Origin of the sequence: Polaribacter butkevichii (assembly GCF_038024105.1) — a bacterium.
Lineage (GTDB): Bacteria > Bacteroidota > Bacteroidia > Flavobacteriales > Flavobacteriaceae > Polaribacter > Polaribacter butkevichii.
Genome location: NZ_CP150661.1, coordinates 3,926,284 through 3,950,048 on the forward strand (window position 1 = coordinate 3,926,284; position 23,765 = coordinate 3,950,048).

At 31.0% G+C, this 23,765-nt stretch carries 10 protein-coding genes; 4 read left to right on the plus strand and 6 right to left on the minus strand.

The features are described from left to right. Window positions 1-90: 90 nt before the first annotated feature. The 3 genes from WG951_RS16580 to bglX all read left to right on the plus strand — a co-directional run bounded on the left by WG951_RS16580 (window position 91) and on the right by bglX (window position 5,752). Window positions 91-2,253, plus strand: coding sequence for a beta-glucosidase (locus tag WG951_RS16580; RefSeq protein ID WP_105048047.1), 2,163 nt, complete (start codon window positions 91-93; stop codon window positions 2,251-2,253). Window positions 2,254-2,507: 254 nt separating this feature from the next. Beyond that, window positions 2,508-3,491, plus strand: coding sequence for an SMP-30/gluconolactonase/LRE family protein (locus tag WG951_RS16585; RefSeq protein ID WP_105048048.1), 984 nt, complete (start codon window positions 2,508-2,510; stop codon window positions 3,489-3,491). 8 nt (window positions 3,492-3,499) lie between these two features. Next, window positions 3,500-5,752, plus strand: coding sequence for a beta-glucosidase BglX (gene bglX, locus WG951_RS16590; RefSeq protein ID WP_105048049.1), 2,253 nt, complete (start codon window positions 3,500-3,502; stop codon window positions 5,750-5,752). A gap of 127 nt (window positions 5,753-5,879) precedes the next feature. On the opposite strand, the gene WG951_RS16595 is transcribed toward bglX, so the two are convergent. The 6 genes from WG951_RS16595 to WG951_RS16620 form a co-directional block, all read right to left on the minus strand. Continuing rightward, window positions 5,880-9,164, minus strand: coding sequence for a VCBS repeat-containing protein (locus tag WG951_RS16595; RefSeq protein WP_105048050.1), 3,285 nt, complete (start codon window positions 9,162-9,164; stop codon window positions 5,880-5,882). Window positions 9,165-9,271: 107 nt separating this feature from the next. Continuing rightward, complete coding sequence (locus WG951_RS16600; protein ID WP_105048051.1) at window positions 9,272-10,810, minus strand: RagB/SusD family nutrient uptake outer membrane protein; 1,539 nt, start codon at window positions 10,808-10,810, stop codon at window positions 9,272-9,274. Window positions 10,811-10,827: 17 nt separating this feature from the next. Beyond that, window positions 10,828-13,860 (minus strand): SusC/RagA family TonB-linked outer membrane protein, encoded by a 3,033-nt coding sequence (locus tag WG951_RS16605; RefSeq protein WP_105048052.1) that lies wholly within the window; start codon window positions 13,858-13,860, stop codon window positions 10,828-10,830. Window positions 13,861-14,255: 395 nt separating this feature from the next. Then, window positions 14,256-18,410: a hybrid sensor histidine kinase/response regulator transcription factor gene (locus WG951_RS16610; protein WP_105048053.1), complete on the minus strand. Its 4,155-nt coding sequence runs from the start codon at window positions 18,408-18,410 to the stop codon at window positions 14,256-14,258. 610 nt (window positions 18,411-19,020) lie between these two features. Further along, on the minus strand, window positions 19,021-20,379 hold the full coding sequence (locus WG951_RS16615; RefSeq protein WP_105048054.1) for a pyridoxal-phosphate dependent enzyme: 1,359 nt from the start codon (window positions 20,377-20,379) through the stop codon (window positions 19,021-19,023). Window positions 20,380-20,671: 292 nt separating this feature from the next. After that, window positions 20,672-21,907, minus strand: a complete 1,236-nt coding sequence (locus WG951_RS16620) for an ABC transporter permease (RefSeq protein ID WP_105048055.1) — start codon at window positions 21,905-21,907, stop codon at window positions 20,672-20,674. 3 nt (window positions 21,908-21,910) lie between these two features. Here WG951_RS16620 and WG951_RS16625 point away from each other — a divergent pair, with 3 nt between their 5' ends. Beyond that, window positions 21,911-23,182: an exo-beta-N-acetylmuramidase NamZ family protein gene (locus WG951_RS16625; protein WP_105048056.1), complete on the plus strand. Its 1,272-nt coding sequence runs from the start codon at window positions 21,911-21,913 to the stop codon at window positions 23,180-23,182. Window positions 23,183-23,765: the final 583 nt, after the last annotated feature.

The window sequence follows — 23,765 nt, forward strand, 5'->3', positions numbered from 1 at the left end:
TAAACAGTAAAATAAACTTTAGATATGAGAGTTCCCTACAAAAAAAACATCCCTTTATTAATTTTTGTTTTGTTTTTACACATTTCATTTATGAAAGCTCAACATAAAATACCTCAAATTCAGTTAGAAAAAAATCAAGTATCTACAGCCTTTATAGAAGCTAAAATAGATAGTATTATTGCTATTTTAACTTTAGAAGAAAAAGTAGCAATGACACATGCTCAATCTAAATTTAGCACTAAGGGTGTTGAGAGATTGGGAATTCCAGAAGTTTGGATGTCTGATGGGCCGCATGGAGTTAGAGAAGAAATTAGTTGGGATGCTTGGGAAAATGCAGGTTGGACAAACGATGCTATCACCGCTTTTCCGGCATTAACTTGTTTAGCGGCAAGTTTTAATCCGGAATTGGCAGGAAAATATGGTTTTAGTTTAGGAGAAGAAGCTAGGTATAGAAAAAAGGATGTACTTCTTGGTCCTGGTGTAAATATTTATAGAACCCCCATGAACGGTAGAAATTTTGAGTATTTAGGTGAAGATCCTTTTTTAGCTTCTGCCATGGTGGTACCTTATATTAAAGGAGTGCAAGAAAACGGAATTGCCGCTTGTGTAAAACATTTTGCTTTAAACAACCAAGAACATTGGCGAGATAAAATTAATGTAGAAGTAAGTGATAGAGCTTTGCATGAAATTTATTTACCAGCTTTTAAAGCTGCTGTGCAAAAAGCAAATGTTTGGGCATTAATGGGTGCTTATAATAAATTTAGAGGTCAGTATGCAACACATAATAAAATTCTACATAAAATTTTAAAAGCAGATTGGGGTTTTAATGGAGTTGTAATTAGCGATTGGAGTTCTGTACATTCAACAAAAGAAGCGGCTTTATATGGTGTAGATATGGAAATGGGGACTGGAACTGATGGTTTGGGTACAACGACAAATAACCATTATCAACATTATTATTTAGCGAATCCGTTTTTAAAAGCAATTAAAAATGGTGAATTAAGTGAAGATTTGGTAGATGATAAAGTACGTAGAATTTTAAGATTAATCTATCGTACAAACTTAAACCCAAATAGAGGTTTAGGAAAAATGAATAATAAAGAGCATCATAATGTTGCTAGAAAAGTAGCCACAGAAGGAATTGTGTTATTAAAAAATGAAGATAATTTTTTTCCTATTCAGGATAAAAAAGGATTAACAATTGCAGTAATTGGTGAAAATGCAACAAGAGATATGACGCAAGGTGGAGGATCATCTCAATTAAAACCTCTTTTTGAAATTTCTCCTTTACAAGGGATTAAAGAAAGATATAAAAACGCAACCATTATTCATACAATGGGATATGAAACAGGAGCTTCTGTGTATGATGAAATTTTGCCTGCAACTTTAAATCAAGATTCTTTGTATGTAAAAGCAATTGAAGTTGCTAAAAAAGCAGACATTGTTCTTTTTATAGGAGGATTAAATAAAAGTCACCACCAAGATAGCGAAGGAGATGATAGAGAGGTTTATGATTTGCCTTACGGACAAGAAAAATTAATTAACGGAATTAGTGAAGTCAATAAAAATTTAGGATTTTTATTAGTTACAGGAAATGCCGTAAAAATGCCTTGGGTTTCTAAAACAAAAGGAATTTTACAAACTTGGTATTTAGGAAGTATGGCAGGACATGCTATTGCAGATATTGTTAGTGGAGATGTAAACCCTTCGGGGAAACTTCCTTTTTCTTTTCCAAAAGAATTAAATGACAATGCAGCACATGCATTTGGTGAGATTTCGTATCCAGGAGATGGAGTTAATCAAGAATATACAGAAGATATTTTGGTTGGGTATAGATGGTTTGATACTCGAAAAATTAAACCTCAATATGCTTTTGGTTATGGAATGTCTTATACCGATTTTAAAATTACTGATATAAAGTTAGATCAAGAAAAATATACTAAAAATGATCAAATAAAAGTAACTTTTAATGTTGCTAATACAGGCGATAGAGAAGGAGCAGAAGTGGTACAAGTATATGTAGGTAAGCATAAATCTAAAGTAAAAAGAGCTTTAAAAGAATTAAAAGGGTTTACGAAAGTAAATTTAGAAAAAGGAGCGGAAAAAACAGTTACAATTTCTATTGATGCAGCAACATTAGCTTATTATAATACGGAAATTTTAAATTGGTCTGTAGAAGACGGAACATATTATTTATATGTAGGAAATGCATCTAACAATATTGTAAAAAAGATAAAATTTAGTTTGTTTTAATTTGAGTTAGGTAAGTGTGAAAAGCAGTATAAAATTATTTTATACTGCTTTTTTTAAGTTAAAAAAGAGTCCTGATTTAGATTTTATTTAGAGATGAAAACAGTTAAAAATCTCTAAATTATTTAAAATAAATGTAGATGTTTGTAAAATAAATAGCATACAATTTAGGCCATGAGTTTATTTTAAAGAAAGCTTTTAAAGAACTAGAATGAGTACCTTGGCTATTTTGTAAACTTAAAAATAAATAATAAAGTATGTTTAAAAAAGTATCGCTTTTCGCCATTTTATTAGCAATGTTTTCTTGTAATTCTAAAATTAAAAAGAAAGAAGAAAAGGTAAAAGAACCTCAAAAAATAGCTATCTTAGAGTATCAAGTAAAAGCAACTTTGGGTGAAGGTGCAATTTGGAATTATAAAACGCAAGAATTATATTGGGTAGATATAGAAGGAAAAAAATTAAACATTTACAATCCGATTTCTAAGACAAATAAAGTGTTAAATACTACTTCTAGAATTGGTACTGTAGTGCCTTTTACAGAAAAAGAAGCAATGGTTGCTTTAGAAGACGGTGTGCATAAAATGAATTTACAAACCGGAGCAAGTACTTTGTTTACAGACATGAAAAGTGAATTACCCGGAAGTAGATTAAATGATGGAAAATGCGATCCGGCAGGAAGGTTTTGGGTAGGATCTATGCATTTAGAACAAGAAACAGCAAAAGCAAACCTGTACACTATTACATCAGAAAATATTTTACAAAAGAAAATTGATAGCGTAACGATTTCTAACGGAATTGTTTGGACTTCCGATAAAAAAACGATGTATTATATTGATACGCCAACATCAACCATAAAATCTTTTGATTATAATAATGAAACTGGCGAAATATCAAACGGAAAAATTGCTGTTGAAATTCCGACTTCTTTAGGTTTCCCTGATGGAATGACAATTGATGAAGAAAATATGCTTTGGGTAGGTATGTGGAATGGTAATGCAGTAATTAGATTTAATCCTAAAACAGGTAAAGTAGTTTCTAAAATAGAAGTTCCGGCACACAATATTACTTCCTGTGCATTTGGAGGAGAAAATTTAGACATCCTTTATATTACTTCTGCAAGCGTAGATATGACTGCAAAAGAAATAGAGAAATACCCTTTGGCGGGATCTGTTTTTAAAGTAAAACCAGGTGTTAAAGGAGTAAAAAGTAATTTTTATATCGAAAATAAACCAACCAAATAAAAAATATTATGAGAAAATTAGTCCTTTCATTACTATTGCTATCAATAATTATAGGTTGTAAAGAAAACAAAGTTTCTTTTGTAAAAGACACCACTCATGAAGCAAAAATAGCTGCAATTATCTCTAAAATGACTCTCGAAGAAAAAATTGGGCAAACCAATTTAAGAGGCGTTTCTAGTAGTGCAACTTCTTTACCTACAGATTTAAAAGAGTCTGTGAGAAGAGGAAATGTTGGTGCTTTCTTAAATATCATGAATTTAGAATATGTAGATGAATTACAAAGAATTGCGGTAGAAGAAAGCCCGAATGGAATTCCGTTAATTTTTGGTAGAGATGTAATTCATGGTTTTAAAACGTTGTTTCCTATTCCTTTAGGTTTAGCAGCAACTTGGGACGCAGAAATGGTAGAAAAATCTTCTGAAATTGCTGCTTTTGAAGCTTCGGGAGCAGGAATAAGATGGACGTTTGCACCCATGTTAGATATTGCTAGAGATAGCCGTTGGGGAAGAATAGCAGAGTCTCCAGGAGAAGATCCTTATTTATCAGCTGTTTTAGGAGCCGCTTACGTAAAAGGTTTTCAGGGAGATGATTTAAGCAACCCATACAGAATAGCAGCTTCTGCAAAACATTATATTGGTTATGGAGCCGCTATTGGAGGTAGAGATTATAATACCGTAAATTTAAATGAACCGCTTTTAAGAAATGTTTATTTACCACCATTTAAAGCAGCTGTAGACGCTGGTGCTGCAACAGTTATGAGTGCTTTTAATGAGATAAATGGAATACCTGCAACTGGTAATAAATTTCTATTAAAGGATGTTTTAAGAGGAGAATTACAATTTGATGGTTTTGTGGTAAGTGATTGGGATTCTGTAATAGAAATGGTGTATCATGGTTTTGCAAGAGATGATAAACAGGCAGCAGAATTAGCCGCAAAAGCGGGATTAGATATGGAAATGAGTAGTGAGGCTTATGAGCATCATCTAAAAGAATTAATTAAAGAAAATAAAGTAAGTATAGAAGAATTAAACGAATTTGTACGTAATATTTTACGGGTTAAATTTAGATTAGGTCTTTTTGATAATCCATATAGAAATAAAAAGCATACGGGTAATTTTTATGCAGAAAGTCATTTAGCAGAAGCAAAAAAAGCTGCCATTGAAAGTACTGTTTTACTAAAAAATAAGAATTCTATTTTACCAATAGCAGAAAAAACAAACGTAGCAATTATTGGTCCTTTGGCAAATGCACCACACGAACAATTGGGTACTTGGTCTTTTGATGGAGAAAAAGAACAGACCAACACTCCTTTAAATGCGTACCAAAAAGTAAATACAAATTTTAAATTTGCAAAAGGCTTAGATTATAGTAGAGATAAATCAACAAAAGGATTTAAAGAAGCTATTGATATTGCAAAAAAATCTGATGTTATTTTATTTTTTGGTGGTGAAGAAGCTATTTTATCTGGAGAAGCGCATAGTAGAGCAAACATTAATTTACCCGGAGCACAAGAAGAATTAATTAACGAATTGGCAAAAACAGGGAAGCCAATTGTTTTAATTATTATGGCAGGTAGACCAATAACAATTACAAACCTTATTGATAAAATGGACGCGGTTTTAATGGCATGGCATCCCGGAACAATGGGAGGTGAGGCTTTGTATGAAATTATAAATGGTATAAAATCGCCAGAAGGTAGATTGCCTGTTTCTTGGCCTAAAACAGCAGGACAGTTACCTTATTTCTACAATCATAAAAATACAGGTAGACCTGCAGATAGCACAAATTATATTGCTATGGATAAAATTCCTGTTGCTGCATGGCAAAGTTCTTTAGGAAACAAATCTCATTATTTAGATGTTGGTTTTACGCCTCATTTTCCTTTTGGTTATGGTTTGTCTTACACTACTTTTAAATATGAAAATATTTTTATATCTAAAGATGTTATTAATTTTAATGAAGATTTAGAAGTTAAAGTATCTATTACCAACACAGGTAAAAAGGATGGTAAAGAAATAGTACAATTATATGTACAAGATATTGTGGGTAGTATTACAAGACCAGTAAAAGAATTAAAAAGGTTTAAACATATCTTCTTAAAAAGCGGAGAAACCAAAGAGGTTTCTTTTAAAATTTCTTCTAAAGATTTAGAATTTGTAAATCATAAACTGGTAAAAGCTGCAGAAGAAGGGAAGTTTAATCTTTGGGTTGGCCCTAATGCTGCACAAGGTTTAAAAGCTTCTTTTGTATTGAAAAAGTAATTTACTTCAATTTTTAAATAAAAAAAACAGGGTTAAATCTATTATGATTTAACCTTGTTTTAATTTATATGAAATTAGCATCCAATTTCTTTTTACTTCATTCCAATTAGAGTAGAAATTACGGTTACTAATCGTTTATTTTTAAATACTGTATGGCATCGTTATTCTTGCCAATTATAATGTAACGTTGATTATTTATTGTTATTTCAGACATTTCTTTAACATCACCAGAAGTATAAAAACCACTTTCTAATACAGAAAATGGTACAAAAGTTCCATTACCTTTTCCTTTTAAAAACAAACCATAACTAGCATCGTTTCTTGGTGTTTCTACTTCCGAATTGTGTAGGTTTCCTGCAATAAGTGCATCTAAATTTCCATCATGATCGTAATCATTAATCAGTATTTTTTGAATGCTAGAAAACTGAGCTTCTACAGGTAATTTGTGCACAACAAAAGTGTCGCCTTTGTTTTCTAAATAAATACTCGCAAATGATTTTACTTGATAATGTAATGCATTTTCTAAGTTCTTTTTGCCGTAAACATCTACTAAAGTAGCTTGAGAAAATTCATTATAATTTTTGAATTTATTTTTGATTCCTGGTATTTGTTGTGACGAGCATTGCCTTCCACGAAGTGGATATTGTTTCCCCTCATTATAATAACTTAAAACAATATCATCTGTATTATTTTTATCAAAGTCATTTACAAAAATATCAAAAGTCTCATTTTGGGTGGCTTTGTATTTGTAGTTTAGACCATTGTTTCCAAGAATATAATCGGTATCTCCATCATTATCAAAATCACCTTGGTTAATGCTCCACCACCAACCGGTAGTATCTTTTGTTAGTCCCATTTCTTCAGAAACTTCTGTAAAAGTTCCTTTGTTATTTTGGAACACTCTTATATTCATCCATTCGCCAACAATAATAATATCTTGCCAAGAATCATTGTTAAAATCGGTAATAACTGCACTTGTAGCCATTCCTAAATTGGTAAAAAGAGTAGTAGAGGTGTTTTTAAATTTTATGTCTGAATAAGTTGAATTATTTTTAAGTAAATAGCTTGTTGCGGGTAAAGGATACTTACCAGGTATTTGTCTTCCAAGAACTAAAACATCTTGTTTTCCATCATTATTATAATCTAATTGATAGGCTTTAGAACCGCTACTATTCAATTTTGGTAAACTAATTAGAGCCTTTTCGAAATTGCCTTTACCATCATTTACATACAACCGATCTTGTAACATTGATGAGTTTTGGGCATACTCATAACCACCACTAACCACATACAAATCTTTATCTCCGTCAGAATCTGCATCAAAAAATAGAGCGCCTAAATCTTCAGAAAGTTTGTCTTTTTCTATGGATGGAATTTCAGCCTTTATAAAATCACCTTTATTTTGAATAAATAATTGTGAAGCATTGCCAAAAGAACCGCCCATAAAATAATCATCTAAACCATCATTATTAACATCTGCAACTGCCAAAGCAGGACCTAAAGTAGACATTTTGTGAGGTAGTAAAACTTGTTTGTCAAAATCGTTAAGCTCGTTTTCTATGTGTTTTGGTTGTAGTAAATTATCTACTGCTGTAAACAACCTTTGTTTTTTATTGATACCCTTTTTGTTGGGGTTTGGCTTCGCATCAGCATATTTAATTGTTAATAATTGATTTACTTTTACATCTTTTAAAGTTTGATGATTTCCATCTTGCCAGATGATTTTTAAACTGTCTATTATTGTTGTTTTATGCAATCCGAAATGAATTTCTGGCGCTACAGAAGATTGATATCCTCTTGTTAGCGTTAATTCTTGCATTTGTTTTTTATCCGCAGTAAAAGCATAAACTCTGGTTCCTAATCCGAATTTATTTTTAGAAGTACCATTCAGTTTTATTTTTAAATAGTTAGCATTATCCGAACTATTGTTCTTAAAAATAGTAGCTTCTTCATCTATATTGTTTACAATTATTTCTAAATCGCCATCATTATCTAAATCTGCATAAGCGGCTCCATTTGAAAAACCTTTGTTCTCTAACCCCCATTTTTTGCCAACGTTTTCAAAATTTAGATTTCCTGAGTTTTTGAATGTAAAGTTGTTGATCTTCTCACTCGGAATCATTTTGTTTTTTTCTAATAAAGAATATTTATCATATTCTTTATGCCCTATTTTCTTAAAAAAATCTTTGTTGTTAACTTCTCTTCTTGTTCCGTTGGTGATATATAAATCTTTAAATCCGTCATTATCAAAATCAGCAAATAAAGGACCCCAACTCCAATCTGTAGATGATACTCCTGCCAATCTAGAAATATTTGAAAATTCAGGAATTCCATCTCTTATTAAACCCGAGTTTAATTGCAAACAGTTGTGCATATATTGATAATGAAAACCATATAAAACAGTTTCGAAAAACAATTGAGGGTTCATACTTGCCATATTTGCTTTCTGGCGACGGTTATTATTAGACTCCATATCAACTTGAAATATATCTAAAAACCCATCATTATTTATATCTGCAATATCAATACCCATTCCGTAAAAAGAAGTTTGAGACGTGGCTTCTTTTACAATTTCTTTAAAAGTTCCGTCTTTATTATTGATGTAAAAAAAGTCTGGAGTACTATAATCATTAGAAACATAGATGTCTTGCCAACCATCATTATTAATGTCTGCTGCAGAAATACCTAAAGACAAACTATAATTTTTTACACCCGCTTGTTCTGTAACATCAGTAAAAGTTTTGCCATCATTTCTAAATAATTTATTAGATTCTGCTAGGGTAGCATTGTCCATTTTGTTTTTATAAACCATGTTAGAAGTTGATTGATGTATAATAGGATAGTTTGCAATATAGAGATCTAAATCGCCGTCATTATCGTAATCAAAAAAGGTAGATTGCATAGAGTTTGCAGCGTCATCTATGTTATATTCTTTTGCTTTTTCTGTAAACGTATTATTTTTATTATTGATAAAAAGTTGATTTTTTTTAATGCCTTTTTTACCAGCAACAGCACAATAAATATCTAAATATCCATCGTTATTTACATCTGCCATTGTGGTGCCGGTATACCATCTTTTATCACCAGAAATAGCTGCTTTTTCTGTAATATCTTCAAACTGAAGGTTTCCTTTATTTAAGTATAATTTGTTGCTTACTTGGTTGCCTGTGAAGAACAAATCTATCAAACCATCATTATTTATATCACCTACAGAAACACCAGCACCTAAGTAAATAGACGAGTAGTTAAAATAATTTAAAGAATCTGTTTCTGTTAAGTTATTGCTGAAAAGGATGTCCGTTTCCTTTGCAGAAAGTTTTGTAAATAATTTTACAGAGGTGTTATTGTCTTCTTTTAAGGAGCAACTCACAATAATGGTAAAAAGTAAAATGGAAGTGAAAATTTTATACATTAAATGGCGAGTTGTAGTGTTTAAAATAAATAAAGCAGTATGGAATAAATATACATACTGCTTTAAAAAAAAAGAAATTGGGGGACATTATGGGGGACACTATAAATTTAATATCCAGGGTTTTGGTCTGTAAGAGATAATTTAGGGTTTTTATCTATTTCAGTAATTGGAATAGGGAATAGATTGTTTGTAGAGCTATATCCTGTACCTGCTAATTCTGTTGCAGCTTTACCCCAACGAACCAAATCCCAAAAACGTTGCCCTTCATGAGCTAATTCTAAGAATTTTTCATTTACAATAGCTTCAAATAAAGCATCACCTGTTAAATTCACATCAATATTTGCTAAACCAGCTCTGTTTCTAACTTTATTTAACTCTGTTCTAGCCATACCATCTTGTCCGTCTTTATTATAAGCTTCTGCCGCTAAAAGTAAAACTTCTGCATAACGAAACAGTCTGTAGTTTGTACCGTAATTTAATTCTTTAACGCCATCACTACTTGTGTCTTCTAGTTTTGTACCATATTTTATTCTAATAGCACCTTCATAATCCCAAATTACACCACCAGTTGCTGCTGTTGGGTCTACAGAACCACCTGCAGCAATTAATTCTGCTTCTGTCATAAGTGTAGCTGCTTTTCTTTTTGTATCACCGGCAGCTTCAAAAGCTTTTACTAATTTACTAGTAGGTAAGTTAAATCCCCATCCGTTAATAAGTCCTGTTCCAGTTACATCAAAAATTCCATCACCTCTTGGGCCCATTAGTTGTATGTGTAAGTTACTTTCGTTTCTACCACCCCAAGCAAGGTTACCCCAGTCTCTAGCTGATGTAGAAATGTATCCCATTTCGAATAATGATTCTTTTCCGAATTCTTTATTGATACTCCAAACATCCTCCGGATTCTCTTCTAAGTCTATAGCAGGATTGTCTATTACAGATTTAAAGAAAGGGATAGCGTCGCTATATTTTTCTTGAAAAACCAACACTTTACCCATTAAAGCTTCTGCTGTTTCTGATGTTGCTCTAAAGTTATCAGATTGTCCCTTTCCCGGTAAACCAGCAATTGCAGCAGTTAAATCTAATTCTATTTGCGTATAAATAGCTGCTCTAGAAGATTTTTCTATTCCAAAATCTTCAGCTTTTTCTGGTACTGTTAATCTTAAAGGAACATCACCAAACATGGTAGTTAACTCAAAATAACACCAAGCTCTCATAAATTTTGCTTCTGCTAAAGCTCTGTCTTTATTTCCTAAATTACTATCAGAAATGTTATTAATTACTAAGTTAGAAAGTGCAATAGTTCTGTAATATAAGTCCCAAACACTTGCTATAGATACATTAGATGATGATACTTTGGCAAAATCATCAATGTTTTGTAGTTGATTTTGATCGTTAGAGTTACCACCTGCAGCATTAGAATCATCGCCTGGAAGTAGTTTTACTAAAAAGGCGCTGCTCCAATCTTTACTATAATTATGTTGCATTAAATCATAGATTCCTATAATTGCTGTTTCTACATTTTCTTCTTCAAGAAAGTAAGTTTCTAATTCTTCTACATTAATTCTAGGGTTTTCTGTAAACTCATCGGTACAAGAAAAGACTCCTAAAAAAAGAATTCCTATAATTGTTAAAAATGTTTTTTTCATAATATGTTATTTTTTTATTAAAAGTCTAAAGAAAGTCCAAATACTGCTTTGGCAGCTGTTGGGTAAAAACCTCTATCTACACCTATAGAATTATAGTTAAAATTTCCTATTTCTGGATCTAAACCTTTGTAACCTGTAAAGGTGAAAAAGTCATCTAAAGAAACATACATTCTTAAGTTTTTAATATGTATTTTGTTGGTAAAGTTTTCTGGTAAAGTATACCCAAATTGAATCTGTTTGATTCTCATAAAAGAACCATCTTCTACCATTAAATCTGTTTCATAAGACCCCGTTACACTTGCAGCACCTGGAAAACTAGCTACATCTCCTGCTTTTTGCCATCTCTCATTAAAGAAATGCACCGGTTTGTTGGTAATAGGTCTAGATGGTTGATGATACGTTGCAATAATATCATTACCTATAGTTCCTTGAAACTGTAAGTTAAAGTCAAATGCTTTGTAACCTAAACTTATATTTCCACCAAATAATACGTCTGGGTGTGGGGAACCTATATTTGTTTTATCTGCAGAAGTAATTCCTGCAACACCATCGGTATCTTTTATAATCACTTCTCCTGTTGCAGTATCAATTCCGTCTGTTTTATAGCCGTAAAAATACCAAGATGGTTGTCCTTCTGTAAACCTTGTAATTCCATCAGCATTTTGAGGTGCACCCGCACCAGAAAGAGATGTTCCTTCTGGAACAAAAAGAATTTCTGTAACCTTATTTTGTAAAGTAGATAGGTTTGCATTAAAGTTATATCTAAGACCACTATCTGTTGTATCTCCATAGCCTATTTCAAACTCGAAACCTTTATTTTCTATTGTACCAGAATTAAACTCATTAGATTTAAAACCAGCAGAACCTGGTGTAATTAAAGAGCCATCGTTAATAATAGCATCTCTTGTAGTTTTTTTATAATAATCAACAGAGAATGATAACTTATTGTTTAAAGCCCTTAAGTCTACTCCTAAATCTAATTGTTCTGATGTTTCCCAAACTAAGTTAGGGTTAGAATATGCGGTAATTTGTGAACCAGTATTTCCTAAATAGTCGATACTTTGTCCGTTTATTGTAGAGGTAATATAGGTTTTGTCTGAGTTACCGTTTAAGTTATTTCTACTACCGTTTTGTCCCCAACTTGCTCTTAGTTTTAAGTAATCTAATTTAGAATTTTCTTTCCAAAAATTTTCTTTAGAAACTACCCAACCTGCAGAAAATGCTGGAAATGTACCCGCCTTATTTGCTGCTGGAAATTTATCTGATTTATCTCTTCTAATAGAAGCTTCAAATAAATATTTTCCAGAATAATCATAAGAAAGTCTACCAAACATAGAAACCATATTATCTGGTGATGGATCTATTAAGTTAATTTGAGTGTTAAAGTCTGGTAAATCAAAATCAAAGCCTGTAAAGTCTGCAATAGAAGCAGAACCACTTCTAGAAGTTGGTGTTGTAACTCTTGTTTCTTCTGCAGAATAACCTGCTAATAATTTAAAATTATGGTTACCAACTTCTTTTTCATAAGATGCAAAGTTTTCCCACAACCATCTTTTAGATTTTACAATGGTTTGAGAACCTGTATAGGTTGTATTTGCTGCTTCTGATGAAACATAATATGGATTGATAGTATTTCTTGTATCAAATTGATTTTTATCATACCCTAATCTTGTTGTAAAAGAAAAACCGTCAAAAGGTTTAAACTTTAAATAAGCTGAGGTTAAAAATTGATACGAATCTACAGTTGTTCTATTGATGTTATTGGCATACGCAACAGGGTTTATTACTTCTCCTGTAGAAAAACTTGGGTATCCGTATACATTACCGTTTCTATCTTTTAACACAGGTACACCATTTGTGTTAGAACGTTCTATAACCGATTGTGGTACACTTCCATTTGCATAGGTAACAGGAGTTAAAGGATCTATAATTAACATATTTTGAATTACACCTCTAGTATCACTGTTTTCTTGAATTCCGCTTTTATCTGAAGTAGAATAAGTAGAATTAATACCTACTTCTAACCATTTTGCAACATCACCTTTTAGGTTTACTCTAAAAGTAGATCTCTTAAAAGACGTGCTTCCATCTCCAACAATACCATCTTGATCTAAGTGAGATGCAGATGTGTAATAAGAAAAATGATCTGTAGCACCAGATAAATTAATATCATTTCTGTGCATAATAGCGGTAGAAAATGTTTCTTCGATCCAATCTGTATCATAACCATTATCAACCACACTTGTTAAACCAGCTTCATTCATATATGTTACAAATTGTGAAGCATTCATTAACTCCATATCTGTTTTTAAAGATTGAATACCAAATTGAGAATTAAAAGCTACTTGTAAGCCTCCTTTTCTACCTCTTTTTGTAGTAATAATTACAACTCCGTTTGCACCCTCTGTACCATAAATAGCAGCAGAAGCAGCATCTTTTAAGATTTCTATATTAGCAATATCAGAAGGAGCAATATCTGCAATAGATGATGCTTTCATACCATCAACAATAAATAAAGGTTCTGAATTTCCACTAGAACCCGCACCACGAATTCTTATTTTTGCACCAGAACCAGGAGAACCAGAAGAAGAAGATACGGTAACACCAGATGTTCTACCTTGCAATACAGATTCTACTCTTTGATTAGAAGAGCTTTTAATTTGTTTAGAATCGATACTAGAAATAGCTCCGGTAACCAAGCTTTTTTTCTTACTACCATACCCAACAACCACAATTTCATCTAAAGACTCTAGATTATCTTGTAAAACTACATTAATTTTAGTTCGGTTTCCTACGAGTATTGTTTGAGAATTCATACCTAAGTACGAAAAAACTAACTCATCGTTTGGTGACACATCAGGTAAAGAGTAATTTCCTTCAAAATCTGCATTGGCACCTTTAGTTGTTCCTTTAATAACAACAGATACTCCTGGTAAAGTATTTCCTTGAGAGTCTGTTACCTGACCAGTAATTGTCTTGTTTTGCGAAAAAACATTCTGCACACATAAAAGTAGGCATGCAATAATCGTGACTTTAAATTTTATCATCATTCATATTAATTGGTTAATTAAATTTTTTTTGATTGACAATGTACAAACCAAATGCTTCCGTTATATATTATTAAGGATAAGTACTAGTAGTAATAACATTATAATTACTAATAATACCTCGTAAAATAATTTTTTCTTAGAGTATTTTTGCTTCATAAACATTGCTGTACTCTTCAAATATAGAAGAACAATAGCATCTTTTTTAACACAAAAAAAACAGCTTTTAAAACAATTGTTGCTCTTTAACCTTTATTTAACAGTAATGCTACATTTAATTCATTTGGCGCAACAATTGTTTTATTACATTGTTTTAGAGAGAAAAAGAAGGAGGACACTTAAAAATGCTTTTTTTTAATATATAAAGGGGTTTAAAAGTGCTAATTAGTCTCTAAACATTAAATTTTAGTATCTTTTTTTATCTCTATTTCAGAAGGTAAGATGCCAAAATGTGCCTTAAAGCATTTAGAAAAATAAGAGGGAGAAGAAAAGCCTACACTAAAACAAGCTTCGCTAATATTACCTCTGCCAGAATCTAAAATTTGTTTGGCTCTTTCTAATCTTATTTTTCTAATAAATTCATTAACAGTCTGACCTGTTATGGCTTTTATTTTTCTATACAACTGACTTCTGCTCAATTTTAATTGTGATGCTAATTCTTCTACACTTAAATTAGAATCAGAAATATTCTCATTTATATATTCTAGTAATTTTTGTATAAATTCTTTGTCTATAGAATTTGAGTTTATTTTTTCTTCTGCACCACTAATAGCTCCAAAAAATTTATCGAAAATTAATTGTCTACTTGTAATTAATTGAGATAGACGTAATTTTAAGAGTTTTAAATCGAAAGGTTTTACCATGTATGCATCAGCACCATTTTCTATTCCTTCAATTCTATTTTCTATAGTAGTTCTTGCTGTAAGCATTAAAACAGGTATGTGGCTTGTAGATGCGTCTGTTTTTATGGATTTACAAAAAACAAAGCCATCCATTTCTGGCATTACAACATCTGTAATAATTGCATCTGGCAAGGTTTCTTTTGCCATTTTAATACCTTCTTTACCGTTATTTGCAACAAATACCTTGTACTCTTTATTTAATTCTAGTTTTAAATAATCTAATAACTCTACATTATCTTCTACAATGAGCACTGTTTTTGTTTTGTTTAAAAGGGTGTCTTCTGTTAACTGATCTTCTATATGGTCTGTATTAACTACTAAGAAACCTTCTTTTTTAGAGGCTGTTTTTTCATTTTCATATAAAATCTGATCTTCTGAGTAATGCGCATTACCTGTGGGTAATAAAATTTTAAATGTGGTACCAGAACCTACTTTACTTTCTACTTCAATTTTTCCTTTATGAAGATATACAAAACTCTTTACAACTTCTAAACCAATACCAGTACCACCTATGTATGTTTTGTTTTGATCTTCTACTTGATAAAAGCGTTCAAATATTTTTTCTACTTCTATTTCATCTAAACCTGCTCCTGTATCAGAAATTACAATTTCTATTGCTTCTACTGGTTTTTCTTTATCAACTAAAGGCAAATTGTATAATTTATGATTAGAAAACAAATCTATATTAATAGCACCACCTTTTGGAGTGGCTTTAATGGCGTTAGACAAGAGGTTGAATATTATTTTTTCCAACATTTTTTCATCCGCCCAAACGGTTAAATCTGGTACATCAGAATCTACGCTTAATAAAATATTTTTTTTGATGCTTTCTTCCTGAAAATAGTTGGCTATATTTTTAGTAAACTCAATTAAATTGATTTTACTCGCTCTAATTTTCATTTTGTTATGCTCTAATTTTCTAATATCCATTAACTCATTAATTAGCCTATAGAGTCTGTTGGTGTTTTTATAAATAATAGCGTGTTTATTTTTAACACTTTGTGGTAAATCGAGTTCTTTATTACTAATAATATCTTTTATAGGGTTGATAATTAGCGTTAAAGGCGTTCTAAATTCATGAGAAATGTTTGTAAAAAATTGAAGTTTCTTTTTATTTAAATCGTCGTTTTGAGTTTGTAGTAAACGTTCATTTTTAAGTATTTCTTTTTCTTTTATTCTTTTTTGCGTTAAGCTGTTTAGTAAGTAAAGACAAAAAAGAAAAGCCAATATATAAGCTAATATAGCCCAATTTGTTTTCCACCAAGGTGGCAGAATTGTTATTTTTAATTCTAGAGGAACTTCATTCCAAACGCCATCATTGTTTGCTGCTTTTAGTTTAAAAATATAATTTCCTTGATCTAAATTTGTGTAGGTAGCACTTCTTTTACGGCCAACATAGTTCCACGCTGTTTCATATCCTTCTAAATAATAAGCGTAATTGTTTTTTTCTGGTCTTGTGTAATTAAGTCCTGTATATTCAATGGTAAAGACAGACTGCGTGTGCGATAATTGAATGCTTTTTGTTTCTGAAATTACTTTCTGTAAAGGAGAGTTTTTTGTTTTCGGAATCACTTTTTCATTAAACAGTTTAAAGTCTGTTAAATGCAAAGAAGGTAAACTCGCATTTGTTTTTATCTCCTTTGGGTTAAAATAATCTACCCCCTTAAAATCTCCAAAATACAAGGTTCCTTTTTCATCTTTTAAGGCAGCACCAAAATTAAAATCGTTAGATAGTAAACCATCATTAGAGGTGTAATTTGTATAATCATTGTTTTTTAGATCTATTTTTGTGAGTCCAGAATTACCACTCACCCAAATATTATGATCATTATCCTCAATAATTGCAGCAATATTTTCTTCTATTAAACCTTTAGATTTATTGTACCAAGTATAGGTGTCATCTTTTTTATTGTACTTACAAAGTCCAGAGCCTCTTGTGCCGATATAAATATATTTTTCAGAAGATTCATAAATGCTTAAAATATGACTTACATCTGATGAGTTGCCATATTCTTTTTGCATTCTTTCTCTTAAAGAAACAACTTTAAACGTTTTGTTTTCTAACTCTTTTATTTTAAATAACCCATCTGCTGTACCTACCCAAATAACATCTTCAGAATCTACAAATACTACCATAAGTTTGTTACACAAAGACTTGTTTTCTAGAAATTCTTTAGCACTGTACTTTTTAAAGGTATCTGTTTTTGGAGAGTAGGAGTATAAGCCCTCAAAAAAAGTAGCAATCCAAACATTTCCTTTAGAGTCTTCAGAAAAACTTCTAATGGTATTAGAGTTAAAAATATTTGAGGTGTTTTTTTTACTATAATTTATAAATTTTTTAGATCCATTTTTTAGTAGAAAAATACCATTATCCCAACTTCCTGCCCATAAATTGTTTTTAGAATCTAAAAATAAAGAAACAATATAGTCAGAGTTAAGTCCGGAATAAATAGTATTACTTTTTTTATTGATATGAGTAATTTTAGACGTGTTTGTATTGTAAACATCAATACCACCACCATCTGTAGAAATCCATAAATTACCAGATTTATCTTTTACAATACCTGTTACAGAAGGTATTTTTAATGAATTTTGCTTGTTAGGTAAACTTCTAATCCCTTTAAATTTATCATATAACTTATCACTAACAGCAACACCGCTGTTGTAATAGCCCATCCAAATTCTATCATCTTTGTCTATAAATAGTTCCCAAATAGAATTATGAAGTATACTGTTTTCTTCTGTTTTACTAGATACGTAATTTTTTATAACATTATCATTTTCATCAAGATGAAAAAGGCCATCATTCTCGGTACCAATCATCATAGTGTTATCTGATAATTGAATGATTTGCATTATTTTTTTTGAAGTAAAATCTAATTTTTTTAGGCTAATAATGTTGTTGTTTCTATCGCTAGTTAACCCACATTTATAAACACCCTCATTTCCTTGAAAACCAATCCATAAATTATCTTTATGGTCTATGTATAGGTTTTCTATAGGTGCGTTTATAGATTTTTTATGATCTGTAAAAACGCTAGTATGTATTAATTTATTTTCTATAAAATCTACCTCTTTTAAACCCAAATTTGTACCTACAAATGTTTTACCTTGTTTTGTGTGTTGTATGGAGTTAATGGCTATATCTGGGTAATCTTCATTTATAATTCTATCTGTTTTAAGTGTGCTAATATTTAATTTAAAAAGGCCTTTATTATAAGTCCCTATTAATAAATTTCCTTTAGAATCCTCTTCTATTGCTAGTACATTTTCTTTGTAATAGTTTTTACTATTTAATTGTATTCTTTTAAAATGATCTAGGTCTCTATCGTATAAATTTAATCCGTTTTCTGTACCACACCAAAGCCTATTTTTGCTATCAATAAAGGCACATTGCACTAAGTTATTACTTAAAGAGTTGGTATCTTCTACATCAAATTTATAAGAAGTATAATCTATACCATTAAACTTATACAAACCAGTACCAATAGTTCCAATCCAAATAAATCCTTGGTGATCTTGTACAATAGAAGACACACCAACTTTGGGGATACCTTCTTTTATATTTACAAAACGATATTCTTTATAAGGTTTTTGAGCATGAAAAATTGTACATAAAAAAAATAGTATTAAAACCAAGAGGTTCTTCATAGACTAATAATTTAATACTTATTGTAAGACGACGTTTTTAAACCTAATTTTTCTAAATAGATTTTATCTTAAAAATAAAAATATTTCTGATAAAATACAGAATTCCGTTACTAAATATTATTAGAGGATATTTTTTTAAATAGAATTTAATTTCATAAAATCAATAATAGAGATTAGAAATTATAGGTTTGTCATTTTGCAATTTTTGTTAACTTTTATTCGGTTTTAAAAAAGAGAATATATGTCTTTTTTAAAACTTAAAGATAGTTTTACACAACAAAATTAGATGCAACAAATTAAACATCTAATAACAGAGATGTTGCTTTTTACTTAAAAAAAACAAGAACCACTTATTTAATGGTGGGTAAGGTTAGTATCTATTAAAAAAATAGTTGCATTATATATTTAACATAACTTATTTTTAAAATTGTTTTTTTTGTAAAAAAGAAGAAAATAAGTACCAGAGTTAGGTTCTGTTTTTTTTAAATAGGCCACTAAGACGTTTGGTAATATACTTCTAATATATAATAGGATGCAAAAAAAAACACCTCGTTAAAGGTGTTTTTTGATATACATAATAAGATTCAGAAACTAGTTTCGTAACCTAAAATTACATAGCACTAATAATATCGTATTTTGTAATAATCTGATGATTTCCGTTTTCTAAATCAACCAAAACAGCATCATTTTCTTTGGTTATCAATTTAGAAATATCCTCTAATTTGGCTGTTGTTTTTACAATAGGGTATGGTTTACCCATAATGTCTTTAAGAGGTTTGTCTGCAATATTTTTATTAGCAATAAAATTGTGTAATAAAACCGACTCATTAATAGAACCTACAAAACCGTGAATGTCTTTTACCGGAATCTGAGATATTTTATATTCTTTCATACGCTCAATTGCATGCGAAACCAATTCTTCTGTTTGTGCAGCAACCAAAGGAGTATCGCCATGATTTTTAATTAAACCAGCGGCCGTTTTAATGTCTTCTTCTAAGAAACCCCTGTCGCGCATCCAATCGTCGTTAAACATTTTACCCACATATCTACTTCCGTGATCATGAAATATAACCACTACAACATCCTCTTTAGTAAAATGTTCTTTTAATTGCAACAAACCTTTTATTGCAGAACCTGCAGAATTTCCTACAAAAATCCCTTCCTCTTTTGCAATTTTTCTAGTATAAACAGCAGCATCTTTATCCGTCACTTTGGTAAAACCATCAATTAAAGAAAAATCAACGTTTTTGGGTAAGATATCTTCTCCAATTCCTTCCGTTATGTAAGGATATACTTCATTTTCGTCAAAAATACCCGTTTCATGATATTTTTTAAACACAGAACCGTACGTATCAATTCCCCAAATTTTAATATTAGGGTTTTGTTCTTTTAAATATTTTGCCGTTCCAGAAATAGTACCTCCAGTACCCACACCAACTACTAAATGAGTGATTTTTCCATCCGTTTGTTCCCAAATTTCAGGACCCGTTTGCTCATAATGTGTTAAAGCGTTACTCGGGTTGTCATACTGATTTACGTACCAAGAATTTGGTGTTTCTGCTCCCAAACGTTTAGAAACCGAATAATAAGAACGCGGATCTTCTGGCTCTACATTTGTTGGACACACAATTACTTCTGCACCAACGGCACGTAAAATGTCCATTTTTTCTTTAGATTGCTTGTCCGATATTACAAAAATACATTTGTACCCCTTAACAATTGCGGCCAAAGCCAACCCCATTCCGGTGTTTCCAGAAGTCCCTTCTATAATCGTTCCTCCAGGTTGTAAACGACCATCTGCCTCTGCATCTTCAATCATTTTTAAAGCCATTCTATCTTTAATAGAATTTCCCGGATTAAAAGTTTCAACCTTTGCCAATACCAAAGCATCTACTTCTTTTGTTACCGAATTTAACTTTACCAGCGGTGTGTTACCAATAGTTTCTAATATATTTTTAGCGTATTTCATGGTCTCTATTTTCTATCTATTGTAAAGGTAAATTTTTTTTAGGCGTTCCCCAAAGGGTCGCACTTTCATTACTCGCTTTTAACACTTTTTAAGAAGTGTTAAAGAGCTTAAACATGCCATTCAATCGCTAACGCAAATTATCTGCTAGCAATTTGTATTTACTAAAGCTTACAGTATGTTTGCGTTAGCGATTGAAACGGCATCCTTTTTAGAGGTACGAGAAAAAGATATAGTATTTCGACTACGCTCAATATAAATTCCAAGCGCTACCTTTTTAGGGAACGCCCAAATGTTAAGCAAATTTAATAGACTTAGATGGATTTATTTTTGTAATAATATAAGACGGAATTATCAACATTAGAAAACACATAATTAAGGTACCTAAATTTAGCAGTAAAACATACATCAATGAAATATGAACCGGCATAGTGCTAACATAATACGTTTCTGGGTTTAGGGTAATAATTTTAAAATAATGTTGAATAAAAATGATAGACAATCCAATGATGTTTCCGTAAAAAAGGCCTTTTAAAATAAGGTAAGAGGCATTGTATAAAAATATTTTTCTGATGCTTGTGTTGTTGCTTCCTAAGGCTTTTAAAATACCAATCATTTGTACGCGTTCTAAGATTAAAACAAGTAAGGCGGTAATCATATTTATACCCGCAACTAAAATCATAATGGCAATAATAAACCATACATTATTGTCAAAAAGCTGAATCCATTCAAATACTGCAGGATAGGCTTCTAAAATAGTTTTACTGTTTAGAGTTGCACCAATATTACTGTAAATTTCGGCTCCTTTTTCTTCTACATGATCAAAACTATCTAAGATAACTTCAAAACCACCAATTTCATTTTCTGTCCATTTATTAAGAGTTTGCACTTCTCTAAGATCACCAATCATCATGGTTTTATCAAATTCTGCAAAACCAGAATTGTAAATACCTACAATGGTATATTTTCTGTTAGAAGGTAATTTGCTTGTAGCTGTTTTTAAGAAAGTGGCTAAAATAGTGTCGTTTAATTTTAATTGTAAACGGTTTACAACTGTTTGCGATAGTAAGACTTCTTTGGTTCTTGGTAAATTTAAATTCGGAATGCTACCTGCTACCAAATATTCTTTAAAGAAAGACCAATCGTAATCTGTAGAAACACCTTTAAAAATGATACCTTCAAAGTCGGTTTTTGTTCTTAAGATTCCGCCTTTGTTGGCAAAAACCTGAACATTTTTTATACCATCTACGTTTTTAAACTTCGGATAAAAATCTTGATTTTTATTTATAGGTACAGTAGAAACATCAGAATTATTGGCATCGTAGTTTACAATCTGAACATGGCCTTTAAACCCCGCCATTTTATCGCGAATTTTATTTTGCAAGCCAGCGCCAGTTGCCACAGCAATTAGCATAATTATAATTCCCAATGCAATTGCAGTGATTGCAATTTTTATTATTGGCGATGAAATGCTACTTTTATACTTTTTGCCAGCAATAATGCGTTTTGCAATAAATAACTCGTAATTCAAATTATGATCAATTTTAAACCTTTCAAAAGTACATATTTATTCTTATTTCTAATGCTGAATTTTCAGCTCATTTCTTGTGCCCAAAAGAAAGAAGTTCAAGAGTCAAAATTGAATGTTCAAAGTTTAAAAAAAGAGGTTTTAGAAATTAAAACAGGTGCAGCGCAAACCAATCTGTACCTTAATTTATTAAAAGGAAAAAATGTGGCTGTGGTTGCAAACCAAACCTCTATATTGTCTGTTTTAGAAAGGGCAGAAGTTGCACCTAATGTTATGGGCTCAAAAAAAGTAACCCATCATTTAGTAGATTATTTATATAGTTATAACGGAATAAATGTTAAAAAAGTTTTTGCGCCAGAACATGGTTTTAGAGGAAAAGCAGATGCTGGCGAGGTTGTAAAAGATGGTTTTGATACCAAAACAGGTTTACCAATAGTATCACTTTATGGTAAAAATAAAAAACCTTCTGCAGCACAATTAGCCGGAATTGATGTGGTTGTTTTTGATATTCAGGATGTAGGTGCGCGTTTTTACACGTATATTTCTTCTTTACATTATGTAATGGAAGCGTGTGCAGAAGCCGGAATAGAACTAATTGTTTTAGACAGACCTAACCCAAACGGGCATTATATAGACGGACCTGTTTTAGAATTAGCGCATACTTCTTTTGTAGGAATGCATAAAGTTCCGGTAGTTTACGGAATGACAATTGGCGAATACGGACAAATGATTAACGGAGAAAAATGGCTTAAAAACGGAATGCAGTGTAATCTAAAAGTGATTCCGTTAGAAAACTATACGCATCAAACAGCATATAGTTTGCCTATAAAACCATCTCCTAATTTACCAAATGATAAAAGTATAAATCTATACCCAAGTTTGTGTTTCTTTGAAGGAACCAATGTTTCTGCAGGTAGAGGGACTGAAATGCAATTCCAAATTTATGGTTCTCCATTTTTAACCAAAAGCAATTTTACTTTTACTCCACAAGCAAATGAAGGTGCTAAATACCCTAAGTTTAAAAACCAATTATGTTACGGAGAAAATCTACAAGAAATTGGCAATCTGAGTAAAATAGATTTGTCTTTTTTGATAAAAGCTTACAAGCAAAATACGTCTAAAGACTTTTTTAATAATTTCTTCACCAAATTAGCAGGAACAAAAAAACTACAAGAACAAATAGAAAAAGGTATCTCAGAACAAGAAATTAGAAAAACCTGGCAGAAAGATTTAAATGCTTTTAAATTGGTTAGAAGTAAGTATTTGATTTATAAGTAGTTTTTAAAATGAATTATTAAGAGTTATTTTGTTTACCAATTATAGATTCCTGCTTTCGCAGGAAAGACAAGAAGTAAGACTAATTTTATAGATACAATAAAATAAGCATGCTTGTCATTCCTGCGTAGGCAGGAATCCAAACTAACTTGAAAGAACGCTTAATTGTTAACTTTTAAAAGGAGTAATTTTTTAAATGAATTTTTAAGTACTATTTTGTCTATCAATTATAGATTCCTGCTTTCGCAGGAATGACAAAAAAGAAGACTAATTTTATAGATACAAAAGAATAAGCATACCTGTCATTCCTGCGTAGACAGGAATCCAAACGAATTATTTATGATGGGTATATGCTAACTTTTAAAAGGAGTGATTTTTTAAATGAATTTTAAGTGTTATTTTGTTTAGCAATTATAGATTCCTGCTTTCGCAGGAATGACAAAAAAGAAGAGTAATTTTAGAGATACAAAAGAATAAGCATACCTGTCATTCCTGCGTAGGCAGGAATCCAAACAAACTATTTTAGAGGGACTAAATGTTAACTTTTAAAAAGAGTAATTTCTTAAATGAATTTTTAAGAGTTATT